The organism is Bacillus sp. SLBN-46 (genome assembly GCF_031453555.1).
GTDB lineage: Bacteria > Bacillota > Bacilli > Bacillales > Cytobacillaceae > Neobacillus.
Genome location: NZ_JAVIZM010000001.1, coordinates 3,912,038 through 3,932,899, shown reverse-complemented (window position 1 = coordinate 3,932,899; position 20,862 = coordinate 3,912,038). Strand labels below are relative to the sequence as shown.

Annotated in this window: 22 protein-coding genes; 18 read left to right on the top strand and 4 right to left on the bottom strand. The window is 37.1% G+C overall.

Annotation, left to right across the window (positions count from 1 at the left end):
* Window positions 1-148 precede the first annotated feature (148 nt).
* Window positions 149-1,021, bottom strand: coding sequence for a C39 family peptidase (locus tag QFZ87_RS20015; protein ID WP_309865400.1), 873 nt, complete (start codon window positions 1,019-1,021; stop codon window positions 149-151).
* Between the two features lie 164 nt (window positions 1,022-1,185).
* Here QFZ87_RS20015 and QFZ87_RS20010 point away from each other — a divergent pair, with 164 nt between their 5' ends.
* The 12 genes from QFZ87_RS20010 to QFZ87_RS19955 all read left to right on the top strand — a co-directional run bounded on the left by QFZ87_RS20010 (window position 1,186) and on the right by QFZ87_RS19955 (window position 11,412).
* Window positions 1,186-2,397, top strand: coding sequence for an EAL domain-containing protein (locus QFZ87_RS20010; protein WP_309865397.1), 1,212 nt, complete (start codon window positions 1,186-1,188; stop codon window positions 2,395-2,397).
* Between the two features lie 99 nt (window positions 2,398-2,496).
* Window positions 2,497-2,730 (top strand): hypothetical protein, encoded by a 234-nt coding sequence (locus QFZ87_RS20005; RefSeq protein ID WP_309865394.1) that lies wholly within the window; start codon window positions 2,497-2,499, stop codon window positions 2,728-2,730.
* Window positions 2,731-2,956: 226 nt separating this feature from the next.
* Window positions 2,957-3,193 (top strand): YkuJ family protein, encoded by a 237-nt coding sequence (locus QFZ87_RS20000; protein ID WP_040204715.1) that lies wholly within the window; start codon window positions 2,957-2,959, stop codon window positions 3,191-3,193.
* A gap of 110 nt (window positions 3,194-3,303) precedes the next feature.
* The gene (gene cbpB, locus QFZ87_RS19995; RefSeq protein ID WP_309865390.1) at window positions 3,304-3,747 is read left to right on the top strand and encodes a cyclic-di-AMP-binding protein CbpB; all 444 of its coding nucleotides are present in this window, start codon (window positions 3,304-3,306) and stop codon (window positions 3,745-3,747) included.
* A 57-nt stretch (window positions 3,748-3,804) separates the two neighbouring features.
* Window positions 3,805-5,322, top strand: a complete 1,518-nt coding sequence (locus QFZ87_RS19990; protein WP_309865387.1) for an MDR family MFS transporter — start codon at window positions 3,805-3,807, stop codon at window positions 5,320-5,322.
* 32 nt (window positions 5,323-5,354) lie between these two features.
* Window positions 5,355-6,242, top strand: coding sequence for a transcriptional regulator CcpC (locus QFZ87_RS19985; protein ID WP_308080336.1), 888 nt, complete (start codon window positions 5,355-5,357; stop codon window positions 6,240-6,242).
* Window positions 6,243-6,351: 109 nt separating this feature from the next.
* The gene (gene dapD, locus QFZ87_RS19980; protein ID WP_309865384.1) at window positions 6,352-7,062 is read left to right on the top strand and encodes a 2,3,4,5-tetrahydropyridine-2,6-dicarboxylate N-acetyltransferase; all 711 of its coding nucleotides are present in this window, start codon (window positions 6,352-6,354) and stop codon (window positions 7,060-7,062) included.
* Window positions 7,063-7,115: 53 nt separating this feature from the next.
* On the top strand, window positions 7,116-8,255 hold the full coding sequence (locus QFZ87_RS19975) for an N-acetyldiaminopimelate deacetylase (RefSeq protein WP_309865381.1): 1,140 nt from the start codon (window positions 7,116-7,118) through the stop codon (window positions 8,253-8,255).
* Between the two features lie 272 nt (window positions 8,256-8,527).
* Window positions 8,528-9,076 carry a peroxiredoxin gene (locus QFZ87_RS19970; protein WP_309865376.1) on the top strand — a complete coding sequence of 183 codons (549 nt, stop codon included), beginning with the start codon at window positions 8,528-8,530 and terminating at the stop codon, window positions 9,074-9,076.
* 69 nt (window positions 9,077-9,145) lie between these two features.
* Window positions 9,146-9,601 (top strand): TlpA disulfide reductase family protein, encoded by a 456-nt coding sequence (locus QFZ87_RS19965; RefSeq protein WP_309865374.1) that lies wholly within the window; start codon window positions 9,146-9,148, stop codon window positions 9,599-9,601.
* Window positions 9,602-9,771: 170 nt separating this feature from the next.
* The gene (locus tag QFZ87_RS19960; protein WP_309865371.1) at window positions 9,772-10,683 is read left to right on the top strand and encodes a DUF4349 domain-containing protein; all 912 of its coding nucleotides are present in this window, start codon (window positions 9,772-9,774) and stop codon (window positions 10,681-10,683) included.
* 69 nt (window positions 10,684-10,752) lie between these two features.
* Entirely contained in the window at window positions 10,753-11,412 is a 660-nt protein-coding gene (locus tag QFZ87_RS19955; RefSeq protein ID WP_309865368.1) for a potassium channel family protein, read from the top strand.
* Window positions 11,413-11,453: 41 nt separating this feature from the next.
* Here QFZ87_RS19955 and rnjA read toward each other — a convergent pair whose 3' ends face one another.
* Together rnjA and QFZ87_RS19945 are read right to left on the bottom strand one after the other, a co-directional pair.
* Complete coding sequence (rnjA, locus tag QFZ87_RS19950) at window positions 11,454-13,121, bottom strand: ribonuclease J1 (RefSeq protein ID WP_309865366.1); 1,668 nt, start codon at window positions 13,119-13,121, stop codon at window positions 11,454-11,456.
* A gap of 3 nt (window positions 13,122-13,124) precedes the next feature.
* Complete coding sequence (locus tag QFZ87_RS19945; RefSeq protein ID WP_309865364.1) at window positions 13,125-13,337, bottom strand: DNA-dependent RNA polymerase subunit epsilon; 213 nt, start codon at window positions 13,335-13,337, stop codon at window positions 13,125-13,127.
* Between the two features lie 489 nt (window positions 13,338-13,826).
* On the opposite strand from QFZ87_RS19945, the gene QFZ87_RS19940 reads away from it, so the two are divergent.
* On the top strand, window positions 13,827-14,723 hold the full coding sequence (locus tag QFZ87_RS19940) for a DMT family transporter (protein ID WP_309865362.1): 897 nt from the start codon (window positions 13,827-13,829) through the stop codon (window positions 14,721-14,723).
* Between the two features lie 26 nt (window positions 14,724-14,749).
* Window positions 14,750-15,520 carry a Cof-type HAD-IIB family hydrolase gene (locus QFZ87_RS19935; protein ID WP_309865359.1) on the top strand — a complete coding sequence of 257 codons (771 nt, stop codon included), beginning with the start codon at window positions 14,750-14,752 and terminating at the stop codon, window positions 15,518-15,520.
* A 39-nt stretch (window positions 15,521-15,559) separates the two neighbouring features.
* Here the strand turns inward: QFZ87_RS19935 and def are convergent, their stop codons facing one another.
* On the bottom strand, window positions 15,560-16,114 hold the full coding sequence (gene def, locus QFZ87_RS19930) for a peptide deformylase (RefSeq protein ID WP_309865356.1): 555 nt from the start codon (window positions 16,112-16,114) through the stop codon (window positions 15,560-15,562).
* 174 nt (window positions 16,115-16,288) lie between these two features.
* Here def and QFZ87_RS19925 point away from each other — a divergent pair, with 174 nt between their 5' ends.
* The 4 genes from QFZ87_RS19925 (at window position 16,289) to QFZ87_RS19910 (ending at window position 20,859) form a co-directional block, all read left to right on the top strand.
* Window positions 16,289-16,951: a YkyA family protein gene (locus tag QFZ87_RS19925; protein WP_309865353.1), complete on the top strand. Its 663-nt coding sequence runs from the start codon at window positions 16,289-16,291 to the stop codon at window positions 16,949-16,951.
* Between the two features lie 426 nt (window positions 16,952-17,377).
* Window positions 17,378-18,493 (top strand): pyruvate dehydrogenase (acetyl-transferring) E1 component subunit alpha, encoded by a 1,116-nt coding sequence (gene pdhA, locus QFZ87_RS19920; protein ID WP_309865350.1) that lies wholly within the window; start codon window positions 17,378-17,380, stop codon window positions 18,491-18,493.
* Window positions 18,494-18,496: 3 nt separating this feature from the next.
* Complete coding sequence (locus QFZ87_RS19915) at window positions 18,497-19,474, top strand: alpha-ketoacid dehydrogenase subunit beta (RefSeq protein WP_308080322.1); 978 nt, start codon at window positions 18,497-18,499, stop codon at window positions 19,472-19,474.
* Between the two features lie 77 nt (window positions 19,475-19,551).
* Complete coding sequence (locus QFZ87_RS19910; RefSeq protein WP_309868001.1) at window positions 19,552-20,859, top strand: dihydrolipoamide acetyltransferase family protein; 1,308 nt, start codon at window positions 19,552-19,554, stop codon at window positions 20,857-20,859.
* The last annotated feature ends 3 nt before the right edge of the window (window positions 20,860-20,862 follow it).

Sequence of the window (20,862 nt, the reverse complement as noted above, 5' to 3'; positions counted from 1 at the left end):
TGTTATTGGACTTAAGGGGTCCTTTAATATTGTCTTTAAAATTACCCCATATTGCAAGTGAAAAAGGTACTTGGTAGTTTTTATGCATATACGGTTCAAAAGATACTAATAAACACTAAAAAAAGGCAGTCAATTTGACTGCCTTATATTATTTATAACTTACTGCTCGACTTTGTAGAGCCTTCCAGGAGGAGATAAACTGTGTTTTACCGACTCTAACCTGTTTTCTACCTGATAGTGGATCATTTAAATATACGTAATTGGCATCAAACCCAACTAACACTACTGCATGCAAATCAAGTGGTGTCTTGATGTACTGTTTTCCATGGTACCAGCCTTCCCACCGGTCAGGCAGTCGGTAATCTCCAGTCGTCCAGACTACAACTGGAAAACCCGCAGCTAGGTGCTCTAATACTTTGTCAAAGGGTTGGTTAGTTAAATTAACCGCTCTTCCCGGTAGTTTTTGATTGATTAATGCAATCATCGGTTTGTCAAACACAGCATACCCTGCTCGTCGGCCAGTCATATCCCCAACAAATCCATCAGCAGGATTTCCCCAGCGTAGAATGTCTCCTTTGGTTGAACGAATAATGGGATCTGGGTCTTTCTGGATGGAGCGGTAAAGCTCCATTTTATTTGTTTTCACGCCTGCATAATTCAAAACCATCGCTAAACTTGTAACCTCACACCCATAACGCAACTCGGGGTTTTGCTTAATTAAAACTACATTAAGCATGGCAGAATTTTTTTTTGGTGGAGTACTAACAGAATTACTCTTTATTGGTTTGTTTTTTACATTTATTAATTGTTCTTTAACGTCAGTTATGGTATTTGATTTATTACTAATAGGGACGGTCAGTGATTTGTTCTCGGAACTCTTACGTATCGGAACTCTAGACTCTGTCCTTTCTATGTTAGAGACAGATTCTGTATTCGCGTTAAAATGGCTGCAACCAAACATTGGAAGGAGAAATGCTACCAAGCAAAGCCTTTTCAAAAATAATCCTCCTTTAACGCTCATTCAGAGCGTTGATCTTTTGGTATCACCATCTGCCCTTTTTTTTAAGGGCTTATATGTAGGATGTGATTGTATCTATGTTGCTATAATGGTATCCTTTTGGAAAAGAACGAGAAACGGCACGTACGCGTATGGTATAATGAAAATATTTTTTTGGAGGTACTTAGATGGATGCTTTGGATATCCTATCGGATGTTGAAAATTGCTTTCCCTATTTTCAGCCGATTTTTAGTGCCGATGAACAGCGGGTAATAGCCTATGAGGTCTTAGGGAGATACCAATCTGAAGGCAATATAATAAGCTTGGGTCCATTTTTTCAAGATGAAGAAATCCCTGATGAATATAAATACGAAGTGGATTTATTAATTGTTAAAAAGGCGCTTGAAAAAGCAATGGAACTAGATCCTGATATTCGCTTGTTTTTAAATCGGAATGCCGGTTTATTAATGTATAAACATGGTGAGCCATTTCTACAGGAGCTTTTAGCTTTTGAGAAAAGAGGGTTAAACCTTCAGCGAATAGTTCTGGAAATCTCTGATCGAAATTACACTGGGGATGTGGATCAATTTGACCATCTTCTGCAGTATTACAGGACATATGGTATTAAAATTGCCATTGCTAGTGTTGACAGTGAAAGTCATTATTTTGAACGTCTAGGTCAGCTTAATCCAGACATATTAAAGATTAATTTACATCCGCTCAAATCGACGTCAACAGGGATGAACTTTAATGATGTTTTGTTCTCCTTGTCGCTTTTTGCAAGGAAAATAGGTGCTACTCTTTTGTTTGAAAATATTGAAATGAGTTATCAGCTGCAATTTGCTTGGAAAAATGGCGGCCATTATTATCAGGGATATTACTTACACCCACCATCTGCTGAGTTCATTGAACGGGACTTATTAAAGCATCGGTTGAAAGAAAAATTTCATGATTTTATTTCCTATGAAAAGAAAAAGTTAGAGGCTGTTTTTACTACAGCAGAAAACTTGCAAGTAAAGGTTCAGGAGTTAGTGATAAAAAACAGAAAAGCAAATTATGAAGAACTTTTTCAGGCTTTGATAAAGGAAATGGATCATGTGGCATTTAGGATGTATATATGTGACGAAGATGGGTTTCAAAAGTCAGCAAATATTTTTAAAGATAAAGATCGCTGGATCAGCCAATCTGAGTACTTAAATAAAAACTGGAGTTGGCGTCCCTATTTTTTAGAAAACATAATAAAAATGCGTCATGATCAAAAAGGTATTCTGTCTGATTTATATTGTGACATTGAAACAGGTGAAACCATTCGAACTTTTTCCTTTCCAATGAACGGGAATGATTATCTATTTATTGATATCTCGTACCAATATTTATTTGAGCACGATCAACTTCTTTAAACACACAGTTGAATAGAAAGATTCCTGTAGTGGCATTTTAATGAAGAGGGTACTACAGCCGGTCAATACGGAACACTTCATTAAAAAGGGGTTTTGTTAATGGGTTTTATCAATATTCTTGGAATTCTAATCATTGCAATTCTTGGCATTTCGGCTATTTATACGCTGGTTTTAGGTAGACAGCAGAAAGTGGTTGAAGGGAATATGGATACTCAAATAGAAAAACATGTTCAGAAGCATGCATATATTAAAAATCCAATTTTTTTAGCCTACGGAATTTTCTTTGCTTTACTACTTTTCATCGTTTTCTTTGTAGCCATTACTTTTTATTGATGGGTCTCAATAAGAGATCCATTTTTTTATGCGTTTTCTAAAAAAAATAGCTAATTCTTTATTTTTACTTGGACAAATGGAGTTTGTTATTTTATTCTTTTAATATTGGCATATAAATTCACTCGATTGTAAAATTCTGAAAAAATCTTCAATCAGGATAGAAATAGGCCAAATGAGAAACATATCTGTATACAGTTATGTTTGTGTTTGAAAGGAGAAGAAGCAAATGTCACAGCTTCAAGGTATATTAACAAGATTAAAAAACCTACAGGAACAATCAAATAGTGGTGAACCAGCGCAACGCTATTTTGAGGTAAATGGTGAAAGAAAATGTCAGGTAACATTTCATCCGAAAACAGAAACATTTGAATTAGAAATATATAACGAGAAGGAAAAGCCAAAAAGATATCAATTTGATAATATTGACATGATTACAATTGAAATTTTTGATTTGATTCAATAGGAACCCTCGGGTTCCTTTCTTTTTCGAATATGATTTAAATTTTTCACAGACCCCCGAAAACTATGATAAAATAAGTCTGTAGAAAAACAAATATTGAGGAGTTTTCGGCGATGATCAGTCTTCCAAGCGGGGAATTTTTAGAGTATACGATAGAAGAATTAATGATACCATCAGAGCGCGTTGCACATGTGCAAATCGGAAACAGTCTCGAACATGCATTGTTGGTCTTAACAAAAAGTGGTTATACAGCTATACCTGTTTTAGACCCGCATTATAAACTACATGGGTTAATCAGTACCCCCATCATAATGGATTCTATTCTTGGACTTGAACGAATTGAATTTGAAACGCTTGAAAATAAACGGGTAGAAGAGGTCATGAAGAGTTCTTTACCTCGAGTAAAAGTGACTGATTCAATCTATTTGTGCTTAGATTTATTGGTTAACCATCCATTCCTTTGTGTAGAAACAGAGGAAGGCTTCTTTGAGGGCATACTCCCAAGAAGCACGGTATTAAACCAACTAAACAAGGTAGTAAAAAGGTTTAAAAAATAAGATAGTAAAAGCTCCCAATTAGGGAGCTGTATTTATTTAAAGATATGAGGTGTTAGGATGAGTAATACCACCACTAAGAATGCCGCAGCAGGCAGTGCTCGAAAAAAGCAAACGAAAAAGCCACTTGTATTAGCGTCTGTAATGCTAGCCATGTTTATGGGGGCGATTGAGGCAACAATTGTTTCAACCGCCATGCCGGCAATAGTAGCAGATTTGGGTGGTTTCACACTTTATAGTTGGGTTTTTTCTGCCTATCTTTTAATGAATTCAATAACGGTACTTATCTATGGGAAATTATCAGATTTATTCGGTCGAAAGCCGATTCTCACGTTTGGGATTATTATTTTCTTATTAGGTTCTATTCTTTGTGGGTTTGCGACATCTATGAAAACACTCATCATCTTTCGATTGATTCAAGGGTTCGGTGCGGGTGCTGTCATGCCGATTGCGACAACTATTGTCGGAGATATTTATACAGCTGAAGAAAGAGCAAAGATTCAGGGATATCTATCAAGTGTGTGGGGGATATCCGCCATTACAGGTCCTGCAGTTGGTGGATTACTTGTTCAATATGTCAGCTGGCATTATGTATTCTGGATAAACATTCCTCTTGGTATACTCTCCTTAGTAGGACTATGGATGTATCTTCATGAAAATGTTGAAAAGAAAAAACATGACATTGATTATATTGGGGCGGTTTTATTAACTGTTACAATATCCTCACTTATGTTTGTCCTCGTAGAAGCAGGAAGCCATTGGGCATGGGGATCTTGGCAAATTGTTAGTCTTTTAGTTTTATCAGTACTCGCCTTGATTGCATTCGTTTTTCAGGAAAGTCGTGCGATTGAGCCGGTTATGCCATTTTCGATATGGAAAGAGCGTTCCATATTTATAGCTAATATAACTTCATTGACTACTGGAATTATGTTAATTGGAATATCAAGCTTCCTACCTACTTTTGTTCAAGGCGTTATGGAACAAACACCAATTGTAGCCGGTTTTACATTAACTACGATGTCTATTGGATGGCCAATTGCCTCTACACTTGCAGGGAGAATGCTTATCTCAATAGGTTATCGTAAAACTTCTATAATTGGTGGCGTGTTCTTAATCCTAGGGAGCTTTGTTTTTATCACGATGTCATCTTCTTCTGGTCCAATATGGGCAGCAGTGGGTTCCTTTTTTGTAGGTGTAGGTATGGGTCTAACATCAACGGCATTTATTGTTTCTATTCAAAGTACTGTTAGCTGGCAGCAAAGAGGAATAGCAACAGCGGCAAACATGTTCATGCGAAATCTGGGCAATACAATAGGGGCAGCATTACTGGGAGGAATACTGAATAACAGATTGAATGCTTACTTTAGCCAAAAAGATCCTTCTTTATCAGTAGACGATACAAATATTCTCTTAAAGGCAAGTGAGCGTGAAGAACTCGCGGGAGGGGTTCGCCGGATTTTACAGGATGGACTAACTTTATCATTACATACGGTTTATTATGTGGTCTTTACATTTGCTATAATTAGTCTAGTTTTAATCTTTTTTATTCCGAAAAAAAAGGATGAAGGGTCTGTGTAAAGTTCACAGGGCTTTTTTTAGGAGGGATTACGTTGTCCTCATTATCAGAATTTCACTTATTATCTGTACTTGCACAGGAAATGAATATGCGAAAAGCTTCTGAACGGCTGTTTGTTTCGCAACCCGCTCTTTCTCAGCGTTTACAAACAATTGAAAAAGATTGGGGTACGAAATTATTTATTCGGTCGCAAAAGGGGTTAGCCCTAACACCATCTGGAGAACATGTGATTGATTTTGTGAATGATGTACTAAAGAAACAGGAGAAAGTTCGTGAGACAATTCACTCCCTTCAATCAGGCGTTTCAGGGACATTAAAAATTGCTGTTGCATCAATTGTAGGACAAAATTGGCTGCCACAAGTTTTAAAAAAGTTTATTGATAAATATCCACAAGCGAAAATTTCATTAGTAACTGGGTGGAGCAGTGAGATTTTAAAATGCCTATACGATGATCAGGTTCATATTGGGATTATACGTGGTACACCGGACTGGAAAGGGGTAAAGGTACACCTATTTAATGATCCTCTGTATTTAGTTGACAGAGAAATTACCAGACCAGAGCAGGTCTTGGCGACCGATCGTCCTTTTATTCAGTTTAAAAGTGATTCCAATTACTATCAGGAAATTCAGGATTGGTGGATGCGAAATTTTAAAATGTCCCCAAAGAGAACAGTTGTGGTTGACCAAATTGAAACGTGTAAACAGATGGCTTTTAATGGTATTGGCTATGCTATTTTGCCAGGAATTACCTTAACTAAGGCGGAGAGGGACATTTTCAAAATTCCACTTGTAAATGAGAATAATGAAGCATTAAAACGGGATACTTGGCTGCTTGGTTATGAATCTTCTTTCCAGTTAAAACAGGTTCAAGCATTTGTCGAACTAATTAAGGAACATATCGCCGAATCTTCAGAAGATTGATGTTGTTTTTCTTGTTTTCAACTCTTTTGTTTGTTAAAGTATTTTCTATAATAACTGAAGCGACAAGTCGCTTCTACTTTATTAGATCAACTACATAGGGGGCAACAATATGAAAATGATGGATGCAAATGAAATTATCTCTTTTATTCAAAATAGTAAAAAATCGACTCCAGTTAAAGTGTATTTGAAGGGTGAGTTAGAAGGATTAGATTTTGGCAGCGATACAAAAGTGTTTATTAACGGAAATACTGGTGTAGTTTTTGGTGAGTGGTCAGAAATTAATGCAGTATTAGAAGAAAATCAAGCAAAAATAGAAGATTATGTACTAGAAAATGACCGCAGAAATTCTGCAATTCCACTTCTAGACACTAAAAACATCAATGCCCGTATCGAACCAGGTGTAATCATCCGTGATCAGGTGGAAATTGGTGATAATGCAGTTATAATGATGGGTGCAGTCATCAATATTGGTGCAGTTATTGGTGAGAAGACTATGATTGATATGGGTGTTGTCCTAGGTGGTCGAGCGACTGTTGGTAAAAATTGCCATATTGGTGCTGGAACTGTATTAGCAGGGGTAATTGAGCCACCATCAGCAAAGCCAGTTGTCATTGAGGATGATGTATTGATCGGTGCGAATGCAGTAGTCCTTGAAGGTGTTACAGTTGGTACAGGCTCTGTGGTTGCTGCAGGAGCAGTTGTGACAAAAGACGTTCCACCGTACACAGTAGTTGCAGGCACACCTGCAAAGAAAATTAAGGATATTGACGAAAAAACAAAATCAAAGACTGAGATTATGCAAGAGCTTCGTCAATTATAAGAACAAAACAAGGCGTGGAGCTTCTCCACGCTTGTTTTATAGGAGAGAAGAGGGTGAAGGTAGTGAATGAATTAATTAAAATCCGACGTGATTTACATCAAATTCCTGAACTTGGTTTCCAGGAGTTCAAGACACAGGCGTATTTGTTGTCTTATCTAAAATCTCTACCACAGGAAAGGCTAACTATTAAGGAGTGGAAGACGGGTTTATTTGTCATGCTCAAGGGGTTAAATCCTCAAAAAACGATTGGATACCGATCGGACATTGATGGTCTTCCAATAAGTGAGGAAACAGGATTATCTTTTTCCTCAAAACACGATTCAAATATGCATGCCTGCGGTCATGATTTCCACATGAGCATTGCTCTCGGAGTGTTGACTCACTTTATCCGGAAGCCAATTAATGATAATCTTTTATTTGTTTTTCAACCAGCCGAGGAAGGTCCTGGAGGGGCAGAACCAATGTTGAAATCGGACATTATGCAGGAATGGAAACCGGATATGATTTTTGCTCTTCATATAGCACCAGAGTATCCTGTAGGAACGATTGCATTAAAGTCTGGGTTGTTATTTGCCAATACTTCAGAATTGTTCATTGACCTCATTGGAAAGGGAGGTCATGCCGCGTATCCCCACCAAACAAATGATATGGTTGTTGCTGCGTGCATGCTGGTTAATCAGTTGCAAACAATTATCTCAAGAAATGTGGACCCATTAGATAGTGCTGTAGTGACAGTAGGAAAGATTACAGGAGGAACAGTTCAAAATATTATTGCAGAGAAAGCTAGGCTTGAAGGGACTATTCGGACGTTGTCACCAGAATCGATGCGAAAGGTGAAACAACGTATAGAAGCGTTGGTAAAAGGGATCGAAACAGGCTTTGACTGTAAAGCGGTAATTGATTATGGTTCCATGTATTATCAGGTAAATAATAATGAGTCAATTACAACAGAATTCATTGAAATCATCGGGGAAGAGACTGATATCCGTGTGGTTGAATGTAAGGAAGCGATGACTGGCGAAGACTTTGGATATATGCTCAAAGAAATTCCAGGGCTGATGTTTTGGCTTGGTGTAGATTCACCATTCGGTTTACATCATTCCAAATTAAATCCAAATGAAAGTGCAATTGATGTTGCAGTAAAAGCCATGACGACATATATCGAGTTTAAAGGAAACGAAAGTTACCTGTAGTACAAGCCTTATCATTTCAACTTATCGTTTAGAAATGATAAAATCAAATAGAATAAAAAGAATATTGTTACATATCGTCGTTTATTCTGTTGCGAATAGGGCAAAACTTAATAAGGGAGATTTAGGTTATAGTTAATAATTAATATTTATTTAAATTAATTATAATTTAATATTGACTCAAAATAGTCTTTATCCTATAATGAAAATGTCAAAGAGATAGCAATTAAGACTTGCTATAAACTCATTTTATTTAATTATTGGAGGGATTCGGTATGCCAGAACGTATGGTAGGTAAACAAGCTCCACGATTTGAAATGGATGCGGTTATGCCAAACAAAGAATTTAAAAAAGTAAGTCTTGAAGAAAACATGAAAAATGATAAATGGACAGTATTGTTCTTCTATCCAATGGACTTCACATTTGTATGTCCAACTGAAATCACAGCGTTGTCTGATCGTTATGATGAGTTCGAAGATCTTGATGCGGAAGTTATCGGTGTTTCAACTGATACTATTCATACTCACCTTGCTTGGATTAAAACAGATCGCAAAGAAAATGGTCTTGGCGACTTGAACTATCCTCTAGCTGCTGACACTAACCATGTTGTAGCACGTGACTATGGAGTGTTAATTGAAGAAGAAGGTATTGCATTACGTGGATTATTCATCATCAGTCCTGAAGGCGAATTAATGTACGCTGTTGTTAACCACAACAACATTGGCCGTGACGTGGATGAGACACTACGTGTTCTTCAAGCATTACAAACTGGTGGTCTTTGCCCAGCTAACTGGAAGCCTGGACAAGCTACACTTAATGTTTAATTTTTAACAAACAAAAGATAGACCTAACCTTTTTAAAGTGTTAGGTCTTTTTAATAGGAGGATTTTCAAATGAAATTACGTGAACCAATGCCGGAGTTAGCGGGTGCAACAGAATGGTTAAACGGACAAGTGACAAGAGAGGATTTAATTGGTGAGAAACCAACATTAATCCATTTCTGGTCTATTAGCTGTCATTTATGTAAGGAAGCGATGCCGCAGGTAAATCAATTCCGTGATGATTTTAAGGACAAGCTAAATGTTGTGGCCGTTCATATGCCCCGTTCTGAAAATGACCTGAACCTGGAAGAAATAAAGCAAGTAGCAGCTGAACACGGTATCACTCAACCGATTTTTGTTGATAGTGAGCATAAGCTTACTGAAGCGCTTGAAAATCAATATGTTCCTGCCTACTATGTATTCGATCGTGAAGGGAAACTTCGACATTTCCAAGCAGGCGGAAGCGGAATGAAAATGCTTGAAAAGCGCGTAAATCGAGTATTAGATGAGTTAGAAAAAACAGAATAAATGAAAAAGAAGACTGTCCGTTTCATCAAACGGACGGTTTTTTGTTTATTTTTAATAATAAGTAGATGTGTTGTAACCTTGTGTCCTTTTTATCGTCCGTATTAATAATACCGGAACTGGTGTATTTATTCTGCCTGGCAAAGACGATATATAAAAGGGGTGTCAAGGTTATGAAAAGATTAATTAAATGGGTACCAATTTATTTACTGATTATGTGCATGATTTTAGCAGGATGTAGTTCTAGCAGTAAAAGTGAATCGGCTAAGATGAACGAAGAAAAAGCGGTAATGGATTCTGCTCCATCTGGAAGCCAAGAGGAAACATTGAATGCTTCAGGTGAAAAAGATAAGGGGCCACAACCAAAAGAGTCTGGTAAACTAGAGGTAACCAGTCAGATGGTTATTTATCAAGCGGATTTGCAGCTCCGGGTAAAGCAATTTGAGAAGACAGTCCAAAGTTTAGAAGAAAAAGCAGTAAAATATGGAGGCTATATTTCAGAATCCAACGTGGCAAAAGAGGGGAACGAACAATTAAGCGGAAGAATTGTTATACGAATACCGCAAAAATATTTTCAGACCTTTCTACATGATGCGGAGGGGGAAGCTGTAGAAGTACTACAAAGAAACATTTCTGGGCAAGATGTAACGGAAGAATATGTTGACCTTGAATCCAGATTAAAATCAAAAAGAGTAGTGGAAGAACGGCTCCTATCTTTTATGAAGAATGCAGCTAAAACAGAGGATCTATTAAAAATCTCTTCTGATTTAGCTGTTGTTCAAGAGGAAATAGAAACCATTGAAGGTAGAATGAAATATCTAGAAAATCAAACATCACTTTCTACAGTGACAATTACCCTTTACGAGAATAAGGTGAGCGTTCCTGACCTTAATAAAGACCAGTTAAATACATGGGAAAAAACAAAAAAACAATTTATGAAGAGTACGAACATGCTCTTAGCTTTCTTGTCAGGAGTTGTTGTTTTTATTATTGGAAACCTACCTATCCTTATAGTATTGGGTGCAATCGGATTCATAGGTTTACTAGTATTTAAACAGAGACGAAAACGAAATAGACAAGATTAGTGGCGCTCTCAAGCACCAGAATGCTATGATAGTACCAACATGATTAATGAGTTAGCGGGGGAGTCTATTATGAAGAAGAGTTATGCGGTAATTGGGTTAGGACGTTTTGGAGGTAGTATTTGCCGGACGCTAACTGATGAAGGAATGGAAGTATTAGCTATTGATGTAAATGAAGAGCGAGTAAATGAATATGCGATGATTGCTTCCCATGCGGTGGTTGGTGATACAACAGATGAAAATGTATTAAAAAGCCTCGGGATTCGGAATTTTGATCATGTAATTGTAGCCATCGGCGATAATATTCAATCGAGTATTTTAACTACCCTAATCTTAAAGGAATTAGGAGTTGCACGTATTACAGTTAAAGCACAAAATGATTATCATGAAAAAGTCCTTAGGAAAATTGGAGCGGATCATGTTGTACACCCGGAAAGGGATATGGGGAAACGAATTGCAACTAATATGGCCTCGAGCAATGTGGTTGATTATCTACAACTCTCTGATGAGCATAGCATAGTAGAGATCGTTGCTAACGGTAAGCTTAGTGGTCACACAATAATTGATTTGGATATCCGTAAGAAATATGGACTAAATATAGTTGCAATTAAAAGAGGAGAAGAAATTATTGTTTCTCCACAAGCAAAGGAAACGATTTACCTTAATGATGTATTAATCGTAATAGGAAATGATACCGACATTGACCGATTTGAAAAGAAGGTCCTTGAATAACACAAAAGCTCCAGCCTCGAGGCTGGAGCTTTTTTAGTACCTTACACTTCCATAATGATTGGAAGAATCATTGGTCTACGTTTTGTTTTCTCATAAAGGAATGGTGCTAACGTGTCTGTAATTTCATTTTTAATTTCAGACCATTGGCTTGTTTTTCGTTCCATAACCTTATTTAAGTGTTTAGTAATTAAGTTTTGTGCATCATTAATTAGATCACCAGATTCTCTCATGTAAACAAATCCACGAGAAATAAGGTCTGGTCCTGAAGCAATTTTAAATTCCTTCATATTAATACTCACTACGACAACAACTAAACCTTCTTCTGAAAGAATTCTTCTATCGCGGAGAACGATATTTCCGATATCACCTACGCCGCTACCATCAATATAGACAGAGCCGGAAGGGATTTTCCCTGCAACCTGTGCCGTATTTTCAGAGAGGGCTAATACTTCACCGTTGTCCATGATAAAGCAATTTTCTTCTTCTACGCCACAATCAACTGCAAGCTTTGCATGCATTTTTTGCATCCGGTATTCACCGTGGATCGGCATGAAGAATTTTGGCTTAATTAAACGAAGCATAAGCTTTTGCTCTTCTTGACCACCGTGACCAGAAGTATGGATATTACTTAGTTTACCGTGGATAACCTCTGCCCCGGCTCTGTAAAGCATATTAATCGTTCTGCTAACACTGATTGTATTCCCTGGAATTGGTGATGAAGAAAATACAACAGTATCCCCAGGAATAATTTGAATTTGACGGTGTGTCCCATTAGCAATTCTTGAAAGTGCCGCCATCGGTTCACCCTGACTGCCTGTACAAAGGATCGTCACTTTATCTGCAGGTAGTCGATTAATTTGATTGGACTCAATAAACGTTTCCTTAGGCGCAATAATATAACCTAATTCTATGCCAATGTTTATTGCTGCTTCCATACTCCGTCCAAAAACAGCCACTTTTCTGCCATTTACTACAGCAGCTTCTACTACTTGTTGCAGCCTGTGAATATTAGACGCAAATGTAGCAAAAATGATTCGGCCATCTACTTTCCTAAAAATATCATGAATACTTTCACCGACACGACGCTCCGACATCGTGAAATCAGGTATTTCGCTGTTAGTACTATCAGAAAGTAAGCACAATACGCCCTCTTTGCCGATTTCAGCCATTTTGGTCAAATTTGCTGGTTCTCCAACAGGGGTAAAATCAAATTTAAAATCACCTGTATGAACGACTTGACCAGGAGGTGTTTTTACAACAATACCATAGGAGTCAGGGATACTGTGGGTCGTACGGAAAAAAGTAACCGATGTTTTGCGGAATTTAATGATATCGTCTTCTTTAATTTCAATCAGTTTAGCATTTCTTAATAAGCCATGCTCTTCTAATTTATTTTTAATTAAACCCAATGCCAATTTTCCACCGTAAATAGGAATATTAATCTCACGAAGTAAGTAAGGAATTCCACCAATGTGATCCTCGTGTCCGTGTGTTACAAATAAGCCTTTTATTTTATCTTCATTTTTAACAAGGTAGGTGTAATCAGGTATTACATAATCGATACCTAATAACTCATCTTCAGGAAACTTAATTCCAGCATCAATTAAGATGATTTCATCCTGGAACTGAACTGCATACGTATTTTTGCCTATTTCACCTAAACCACCTAAGGCAAAAACAGCAGTTTGATCATTTTTTACAAATTTCATAAATTATCCAATCTCCAATACTTTAAAGTCTTCATTTTGTTTTTCATATTCTAAAAATGCTCCTGTTACTTCCTGTACTAATTCTACATTAAACCCACGATCAGCAATTTTTGTACGGACATCTCTAACCGATTCGCCTTCAACAAAGATTGTTTTTGTGTTTTCTCTTACAGGTACTTCATTAATACTTTTTTGGTAATATACTTTAAATATCATTACAATATCGCTCCTAACTTAGGTCATAACTTTTTCTATTATATAAAACATTTTCATCTTTTTCATTTTTTTTCTTTGGCAGTCCTTGGACTAAATATGAAAAGTATGTAAAAGAATCGCTGTCTTTACAATGTACAATAACGAAGGAGCCCTCCGCAAGTATGAAGGGCTCGAAAAATTCAGGCAATGGATTTCTTTCTAAGTAAATCATTCCACTGTTTTAAGAGCTTTTTCCGGAGCTTCTTTAACATAGTGGATCATCTCCTTACTTCTTATTTTATACGATCCTTGTCCAATGTAAAGCAATCAATGGTAGAATATTGAAGGTTTTTAAAAAGAAACGGCTTTTTTACTATTATGATATGATAAAAACGCATATTTTCTCATGGATAAACATGGAAGATTCATGACGAATTACAAATTGACAATTATTAATAGAAGGTTTAGTGTTTTAAAGGGATAAATTAAATAGAAGGAAGAATGGGTGAAATGGGAAAATTATTTAGTGCTTTAGCTGTATTGAGCCTTATTTGGGGAACTTCATTTTTATTTATAAAATTACTTTTAACCTCTATGGATCCAGTCTTGGTGGTTTTTGGCAGATGTCTATTTGGATCAATGATCCTGCTACTAATTGTGGTATTGAAAAAGAAAAAATTTCAACTAAATACACTTCCGTGGTTCCAATTATTGCTCGTAGCGTTAGCTAATAATGCCCTACCATGGCTGCTCATTAGTTCAAGTGAAACAAAACTGACTTCGGGTATGGCTTCTATTATTAATGCAACAACACCGATTTGGACCTTAATTATTGGAGCATTCTTTTTTTCTTCATCACTAAGAAAAAATCAATGGATTGGCATAATAATTGGCTTCCTTGGCATTTTTATTTTATCTGATTTTAGATTAGGGGATATTTATTCAGGAAATGTAATAGGCATTCTTTTAATGACAGGTGCAACTCTATGCTATGGAATTGGTTCTCATCTGTCTAAAAAATATTTAGCTCATTTATCTGTGCTAGAAACCTCGTTCTTTACTTTACTTTTCTCTACTGGGATCAGCTTAATCATGGTGTTATTTAAGACACCGCATTCACTCTCAACTTTTGTCAATATGAATACCTTAGGTCCTTTTGTTGGGCTTGGAGTGTTAGGATCGGGAATCGCCTATTTACTGTACTACTATTTGGTGAAAGAAGGTAGTGCAGAATTTGCTTCTCTTGTAACCTATCTTGTACCAGTTTCAGCAATAATCTGGGGTACTTTTTTATTACAAGAGCAAATCCACCTCTCCATGATGGTAGGGTTACTTATCATTTTTTCTGGTGTATATATTTCAACCATCAAACCAAAGGAAAAATCAAACGCAACCTTCACAGCATAGTTCGAGCAAAAAGGAGTTATTTTTAAATGGAAAAAATTGTATTTTTTGATATAGATGGAACACTGCTTGATCATGAAAAAAATCTTCCTGCCAGTACAAAAAAAGCTCTCCAACTGTTAAAGGATAATGGAGTTTTCGTGGCCATTGCTACGGGCAGAGCTCCGTTTATGTTCAAAGGTTTACGGGAGGAGTTAGAGATAGACTCCTTTGTAAGTTTTAATGGGCAATTTGTTGTCTTTGAGAACGAGATAATTTATGAGAACACCTTAAATGAAAAAGAATTAGAAAAACTATTCCAGCAGGCAAAAACAAACGAACATCCATTAGTTTTTATGAATGATAAGACAATGAAATCAAGTGTGCAGCATCATCCTTATATTGAAGAAAGTTTGGGAAGTTTGAATTTTACACATCCAGACGAAGATGCTTATTTTTATGTTAATCGTAAAATGTATCAGTCACTCCTTTTTTGTAAGGAACAGGAGGAACAGAAATACGCGGTCGACTATCCGAATTTTAATTTTATCCGATGGCACCCTTATTCCGTTGATATTTTACCAAAGGGAGGATCAAAGGCAGAAGGCATTAAAAAAATGATTGAACGGTTAGGTTTTGAATTAAAGGATGTATACGCATTTGGCGACGGGATGAATGATTTAGAAATGTTAAAAGCCGTTGGAACAGGTGTGGCGATGGGGAATGGGGTAGCAGAAGCTAAGGACCATGCAGACCTAATTACGACTGATGTATCTGAGAATGGTATATGGAACGGACTAAAGGAACTTCAGTTAATATAAAATAAAAAGATGGCTGACTCTACCTGAGTCAGCCATCTTTTAACGTTCAATTGCTGTTGCCCCATCAATTGGTCTTAATGGTTCTTGCTTATCAATAAGGTCGTAAAACATCACACCATTTAAGTGGTCGATTTCATGTTGAAAACAAATAGCAGGTAATCCCTTTAGACGAATTTTAACCTCTTCGCCATTAAGATTAATACCTTTCACTGTAATTCTTGCATATCTAGGAACAAAGCCTGGAATGGCTTCGTCTACAGAGAGACAACCTTCACCTGTTTGTAGATATGCCTTTTCAATGGAATGACTAACAATCTTTGGATTAAAAAGAGCGTAGCTATAGAGCACACCTTTTTCATCTGTTACATGCACTGCAATCATTCGCTTGGAAACATTAATTTGTGGAGCAGCTAAACCTATTCCGGGACGCAAACCATATTTGGAAGCAATTTCGTTATTCTGGCTGTTTATAACGTATTCCAGCAAACTGGATAATGTTTGTTTATCTTCTTCTGATGGCGGCATAACAACTTCCGCAGCCACTTTTCTAAGAGTTGGATGGCCATCTCGAATAATATCCTCCATCGTTAACATAACTTTCACTCCTGTGTTCAAAAAATTAATTAGTATCCATAGTCTATCAAACAATAGATAAAATGTTAATCATTGATTCATGATATAGATATGCAACTCTATATGGTGCTCAATATTGTCAAATATTCCAAGTATCGATATAGTAGGAGTTGAATGAGATTAGGAGGGTGTATAGTGTTATTTAAAAGCAAATGGCGTTTTTTTATTTCTGTAATAGCTGTCATTTTTATTATATCTGGATGCCAGGCTGAAGAAACACCTGAAGAAAAGATGTATGATGTGTTGGAGAAGGTTGTTGACAAGGAAAAGGTTTTTGAGGAACAGCAGGACCCCCTAGTTAAATTAGAGGAAGAAGAGAAAGTTCTTTATGATCAGATAATCAAACTAGGTATGAAAGAATATGCCCAAATTGTCAAGCTCTCCGACAAAGCACTGACTTTGACTGAGAAAAGAAAAACACTTATGGAAAAAGAAACAAACAGCATAAAGGATTCTGAAAAGGAATTTAAGAAAGTGGCTATAATTAAAGATGATTTGGATAATCAAGAGTTAAAAAAACTAGCTAATGACCTTTACGATACCATGACTAAAAGATATGAAGCACATGAGGTATTGTATAAAGAATATACTGATGCTTTAAAAAATGATAAAGAACTATATGAGATGTTTAAGAATAAAGACCTTCCCTTACAAGATTTAGAAGCAAAGGTTGTTCAGCTTAATGATAATTACAAAAAAGTCTTTGAAGCAAATGAAAACTTTAACCAGTTAACAGAACAATACAATGATAAGAAGCTGGCTTTTTATAAAAAAGCGGGTCTAAATCCGGATAAATAGGTATACATCAAAGAAATCGGCTCGTAAAAAGCCGATTTTTTCTATATTATAACAAATGTGATTCTGTGTTAATTGTATATAACAGAAGTTATTGTTTATTGGTACAGATAATTAATTAACCTGAAAAATTAATAATACATAGATGGTGAAAAATTATAAAACATAGTATTTGACGAAGGAAAATGAATGAGGTAAACTCATATATGAGTTAAAAAATTGTATCAATTTAGTTACAAAAAATAATGATACAGAATAAAATGTTGGCAGAAGGAAGATTTTTCGTTTTTTCTTCTCTTTTCTGTGAAAAACTATCAATTAGTAATTTCAAGAACTAGGCCAACATGACCCGTGCGTTTTTGGGGTAATCTAACTTAGTGGATTTATTTAAAAATTTTTTCTTTGAATAGAAAGGAAGAGGTGACCCAAATGGCTTCTAAAACTCAGAATGCCCAGCTTAATGCTAAAAAAGCACTCGAAGCTGTAGAGGATCAATTTCAAACACTTCAAATTCTTAATGAAGAAGGTGAAGTTGTAAACGAAGCAGCAATGCCTGAGCTATCAGATGAGCAGCTTCAGGAATTAATGCGTCGTATGGTATATACACGAATTCTTGACCAAAGATCCATTTCTTTAAATCGTCAAGGAAGACTAGGTTTCTATGCGCCAACTGCTGGCCAGGAAGCATCTCAATTAGCATCACAGTTTGCATTAGAAAAAGAAGACTTTATCTTACCAGGTTATCGTGATGTTCCGCAAATGATTTGGCATGGTCTTCCATTATACCAAGCTTTCTTATTCTCTCGTGGACACTTCCAAGGAAATCAAATTCCAGAAGGTGTTAACGTTATTTCTCCACAAATCATTATTGGTGCTCAAATTATCCAAGCTGCAGGTGTTGCTCTTGGAATGAAAAAGAATGGTGCAAAATCTGTAGCGATTACGTATACAGGTGATGGTGGAGCTTCTCAAGGTGACTTCTATGAAGGTATGAACTTTGCGGGTGCGTTCAAGGCTCCGGCTATTTTCATTGTTCAAAATAATCGTTTTGCTATTTCTACTCCAGTTGAAAAACAATCAGCAGCTAAAACTGTTGCTCAAAAAGCTGTTGCTGCAGGTATTCCTGGAATTCAAGTTGATGGTATGGACCCACTAGCTGTTTATGCTGCTACTCGTGATGCTCGTGAACGTGCGATTAATGGAGAAGGACCTACTTTGATTGAGACTTTAACATACCGTTATGGCCCACACACAATGGCAGGTGATGACCCAACTCGTTACCGTACGTCTGACCTAGATAATGAGTGGGAAAAGAAGGATCCTTTAGTACGTTTCCGTAAGTTCCTAGAAAAGAAAGGAATTTGGAACGAAGAAAAAGAGAACGAAGTAATCGAAAAAGCAAAAGAAGATATTAAAGAGGCGATTAAACAAGCGGACGCTGCTCCTAAGCAAAAGGTAACCGACCTAATGTCCATTATGTACGAAGAAATGCCTCATAACCTTAAAGAACAATATGAAATTTATCAAGCAAAGGAGTCGAAGTAAGTCATGGCTCAAATGACAATGATTCAAGCAATCACTGATGCATTAAGAACTGAGTTGCGCAACGATCCTAAAACACTCGTTTTTGGGGAAGACGTTGGTGTAAACGGCGGAGTATTCCGTGCAACTGAAGGACTTCATAAAGAGTTTGGGGAAGATCGTGTGTTTGATACACCACTTGCTGAATCTGGTATTGGTGGGTTATCAATTGGTCTTGCTTTAACAGGTTTCCGTCCAATCCCTGAAATCCAATTCTTCGGATTTGTTTTTGAAGTAATGGATTCTATTGCTGGACAAATGTCACGTATGCGTTACCGTTCTGGTGGCCGTTACAATATGCCGATAACAGTTCGTTCTCCGTTTGGTGGAGGGGTACATACACCTGAACTTCACTCAGACAGCTTAGAGGGATTAATGGCCCAAACACCTGGTTTGAAGGTTGTTGTTCCTTCAACACCTTATGATGCAAAAGGATTATTATTGTCAGCGATTCGTGACAATGACCCAGTTGTATTCTTAGAGCATTTAAAATTATATCGTGCATTCCGTCAGGAAGTTCCTGAAGAAGAATACACAATTCCACTTGGAAAAGCGGATGTAAAACGTGAAGGTACAGATTTATCTATCATTACTTACGGCGCAATGGTACATGAGTCATTAAAAGCTGCAGATGAATTAGCTAAAGAAGGACACTCTGTAGAAGTTGTTGATTTACGTACAATTAGCCCGCTTGATATCGATACAATTATTGCTTCTGTTGAAAAAACAGGCCGTGCTATTGTTGTTCAAGAAGCACAAAAACAAGCAGGGGTCGCAGCTAACGTGGTAGCTGAGATTAACGATCGTGCCATCCTGAGCTTAGAAGCACCAGTATTACGTGTTACTGCTGCAGATACAATTTATCCTTTCTCACAAGCTGAATCTGTATGGCTTCCAAACTATAAAGACGTAATCGAAACAGCTAAAAAAGTATTAACTTTCTAAAAGAGGTTCTACTGAAATCTATATATTATAGGAGATGAATCCCAGTGAGCGCAACCGCAACCACATTCCAATTTAAAATGCCTGACATCGGTGAAGGTATTCATGAAGGGGAAATCGTAAAATGGTTCATCAAACCAGGCGATAAAGTCCAAGAAGACGACGTACTTTGTGAAATACAAAATGATAAAGCAGTAGTTGAAATTCCTTCTCCAGTAGAGGGAACAGTTTTGGAAGTTTTAGTTGGCGAAGGAACTGTAGCGACTGTTGGACAGGTACTCGTAACATTTGATGCTCCAGGATATGAAAATCTACAATTCAAAGGTGACCATGGTGATGAGGAGCCTAAACAAGAAGCACCAGCAGCGCCTGCACCAGAAGCTAAGCAAGAAGCTACACCTGCAGCAGCACCTGCGCCAGCAGTAGCAGCCCAACCTGCAGTGGAAGTAGATCCAAATCGTCGTATTATCGCTATGCCATCTGTTCGTAAATATGCACGTGAAAAAGGTGTTCAGATTGCCTTAGTTGCAGGAACAGGTAACAATGGACGTATTTTGAAGAATGATATTGATGCCTTCTTAAGTGGAGGAGCAGCAGCGCCACAGGCGGCACCACAAGCAACAGAAGCAGTGGAGGAAGCTCCTAAGGCAGCAGCAGCTGCACCAACTCCAATTCCACAAGGTGAATATCCAGAAACACGTGAGAAGATGAGCGGTATCCGTAAGGCAATTGCAAAAGCAATGGTTAATTCTAAGCATACTGCTCCACACGTAACTCTTATGGATGAAATCGATGTAACAAAACTTGTTGCACACCGTAAGAAATTTAAAGAAGTAGCTGCGGCAAAAGGCATCAAGCTTACTTTCTTACCATATATCGTAAAAGCATTAACAAGTGCATTAAGAGAGTTCCCTGCATTAAATACATCTCTTGATGATGCAACAAATGAAATTATCCACAAGCACTACTACAACATCGGAATTGCAGCAGATACTGAAAAAGGTCTATTAGTTCCAGTTGTAAAAGATGCTGATCGTAAGTCAGTTTTCACAATTTCGAATGAAATTAATGAATTGGCTGGAAAAGCTCGTGATGGAAAACTAGCTCCAAATGAAATGAAGGGTGCATCTTGCACAATTTCCAACATCGGTTCTGCTGGCGGTCAATGGTTTACACCAGTTATTAACCACCCAGAAGTAGCTATCCTTGGTGTAGGTCGTATTGCAGAAAAACCAATCGTTCGAAATGGCGAAATTGTTGCGGCTCCTGTGTTAGCATTATCGTTAAGCTTTGACCACCGAATGATTGATGGTGCCACAGCGCAAAACGCAATGAATCATATTAAACGTTTATTGAACGATCCAGAACTATTGTTAATGGAGGCGTAAGAA

What these genes read in the sequence shown, in the direction of transcription:
- QFZ87_RS19910 (WP_309868001.1), top strand. Translation starts at nt 19,552, where the DNA reads ATGCCTGACATCGGTGAAGGTATTCATGAAGGGGAAATCGTAAAATGG.
- rnjA (WP_309865366.1), bottom strand. Translation starts at nt 13,121, where the DNA reads ATGAAATTTGTAAAAAATGATCAAACTGCTGTTTTTGCCTTAGGTGGT.
- QFZ87_RS20015 (WP_309865400.1), bottom strand. Translation starts at nt 1,021, where the DNA reads ATGAGCGTTAAAGGAGGATTATTTTTGAAAAGGCTTTGCTTGGTAGCA.
- QFZ87_RS19955 (WP_309865368.1), top strand. Translation starts at nt 10,753, where the DNA reads ATGAAGAAGAGTTATGCGGTAATTGGGTTAGGACGTTTTGGAGGTAGT.
- cbpB (WP_309865390.1), top strand. Translation starts at nt 3,304, where the DNA reads ATGATCAGTCTTCCAAGCGGGGAATTTTTAGAGTATACGATAGAAGAA.
- QFZ87_RS20000 (WP_040204715.1), top strand. Translation starts at nt 2,957, where the DNA reads ATGTCACAGCTTCAAGGTATATTAACAAGATTAAAAAACCTACAGGAA.
- QFZ87_RS19965 (WP_309865374.1), top strand. Translation starts at nt 9,146, where the DNA reads ATGAAATTACGTGAACCAATGCCGGAGTTAGCGGGTGCAACAGAATGG.
- QFZ87_RS19990 (WP_309865387.1), top strand. Translation starts at nt 3,805, where the DNA reads ATGAGTAATACCACCACTAAGAATGCCGCAGCAGGCAGTGCTCGAAAA.
- QFZ87_RS19960 (WP_309865371.1), top strand. Translation starts at nt 9,772, where the DNA reads ATGAAAAGATTAATTAAATGGGTACCAATTTATTTACTGATTATGTGC.
- QFZ87_RS19945 (WP_309865364.1), bottom strand. Translation starts at nt 13,337, where the DNA reads ATGATATTTAAAGTATATTACCAAAAAAGTATTAATGAAGTACCTGTA.
- QFZ87_RS20010 (WP_309865397.1), top strand. Translation starts at nt 1,186, where the DNA reads ATGGATGCTTTGGATATCCTATCGGATGTTGAAAATTGCTTTCCCTAT.
- QFZ87_RS20005 (WP_309865394.1), top strand. Translation starts at nt 2,497, where the DNA reads ATGGGTTTTATCAATATTCTTGGAATTCTAATCATTGCAATTCTTGGC.
- QFZ87_RS19935 (WP_309865359.1), top strand. Translation starts at nt 14,750, where the DNA reads ATGGAAAAAATTGTATTTTTTGATATAGATGGAACACTGCTTGATCAT.
- QFZ87_RS19940 (WP_309865362.1), top strand. Translation starts at nt 13,827, where the DNA reads ATGGGAAAATTATTTAGTGCTTTAGCTGTATTGAGCCTTATTTGGGGA.
- dapD (WP_309865384.1), top strand. Translation starts at nt 6,352, where the DNA reads ATGAAAATGATGGATGCAAATGAAATTATCTCTTTTATTCAAAATAGT.
- QFZ87_RS19970 (WP_309865376.1), top strand. Translation starts at nt 8,528, where the DNA reads ATGCCAGAACGTATGGTAGGTAAACAAGCTCCACGATTTGAAATGGAT.
- pdhA (WP_309865350.1), top strand. Translation starts at nt 17,378, where the DNA reads ATGGCTTCTAAAACTCAGAATGCCCAGCTTAATGCTAAAAAAGCACTC.
- QFZ87_RS19915 (WP_308080322.1), top strand. Translation starts at nt 18,497, where the DNA reads ATGGCTCAAATGACAATGATTCAAGCAATCACTGATGCATTAAGAACT.
- def (WP_309865356.1), bottom strand. Translation starts at nt 16,114, where the DNA reads ATGTTAACGATGGAGGATATTATTCGAGATGGCCATCCAACTCTTAGA.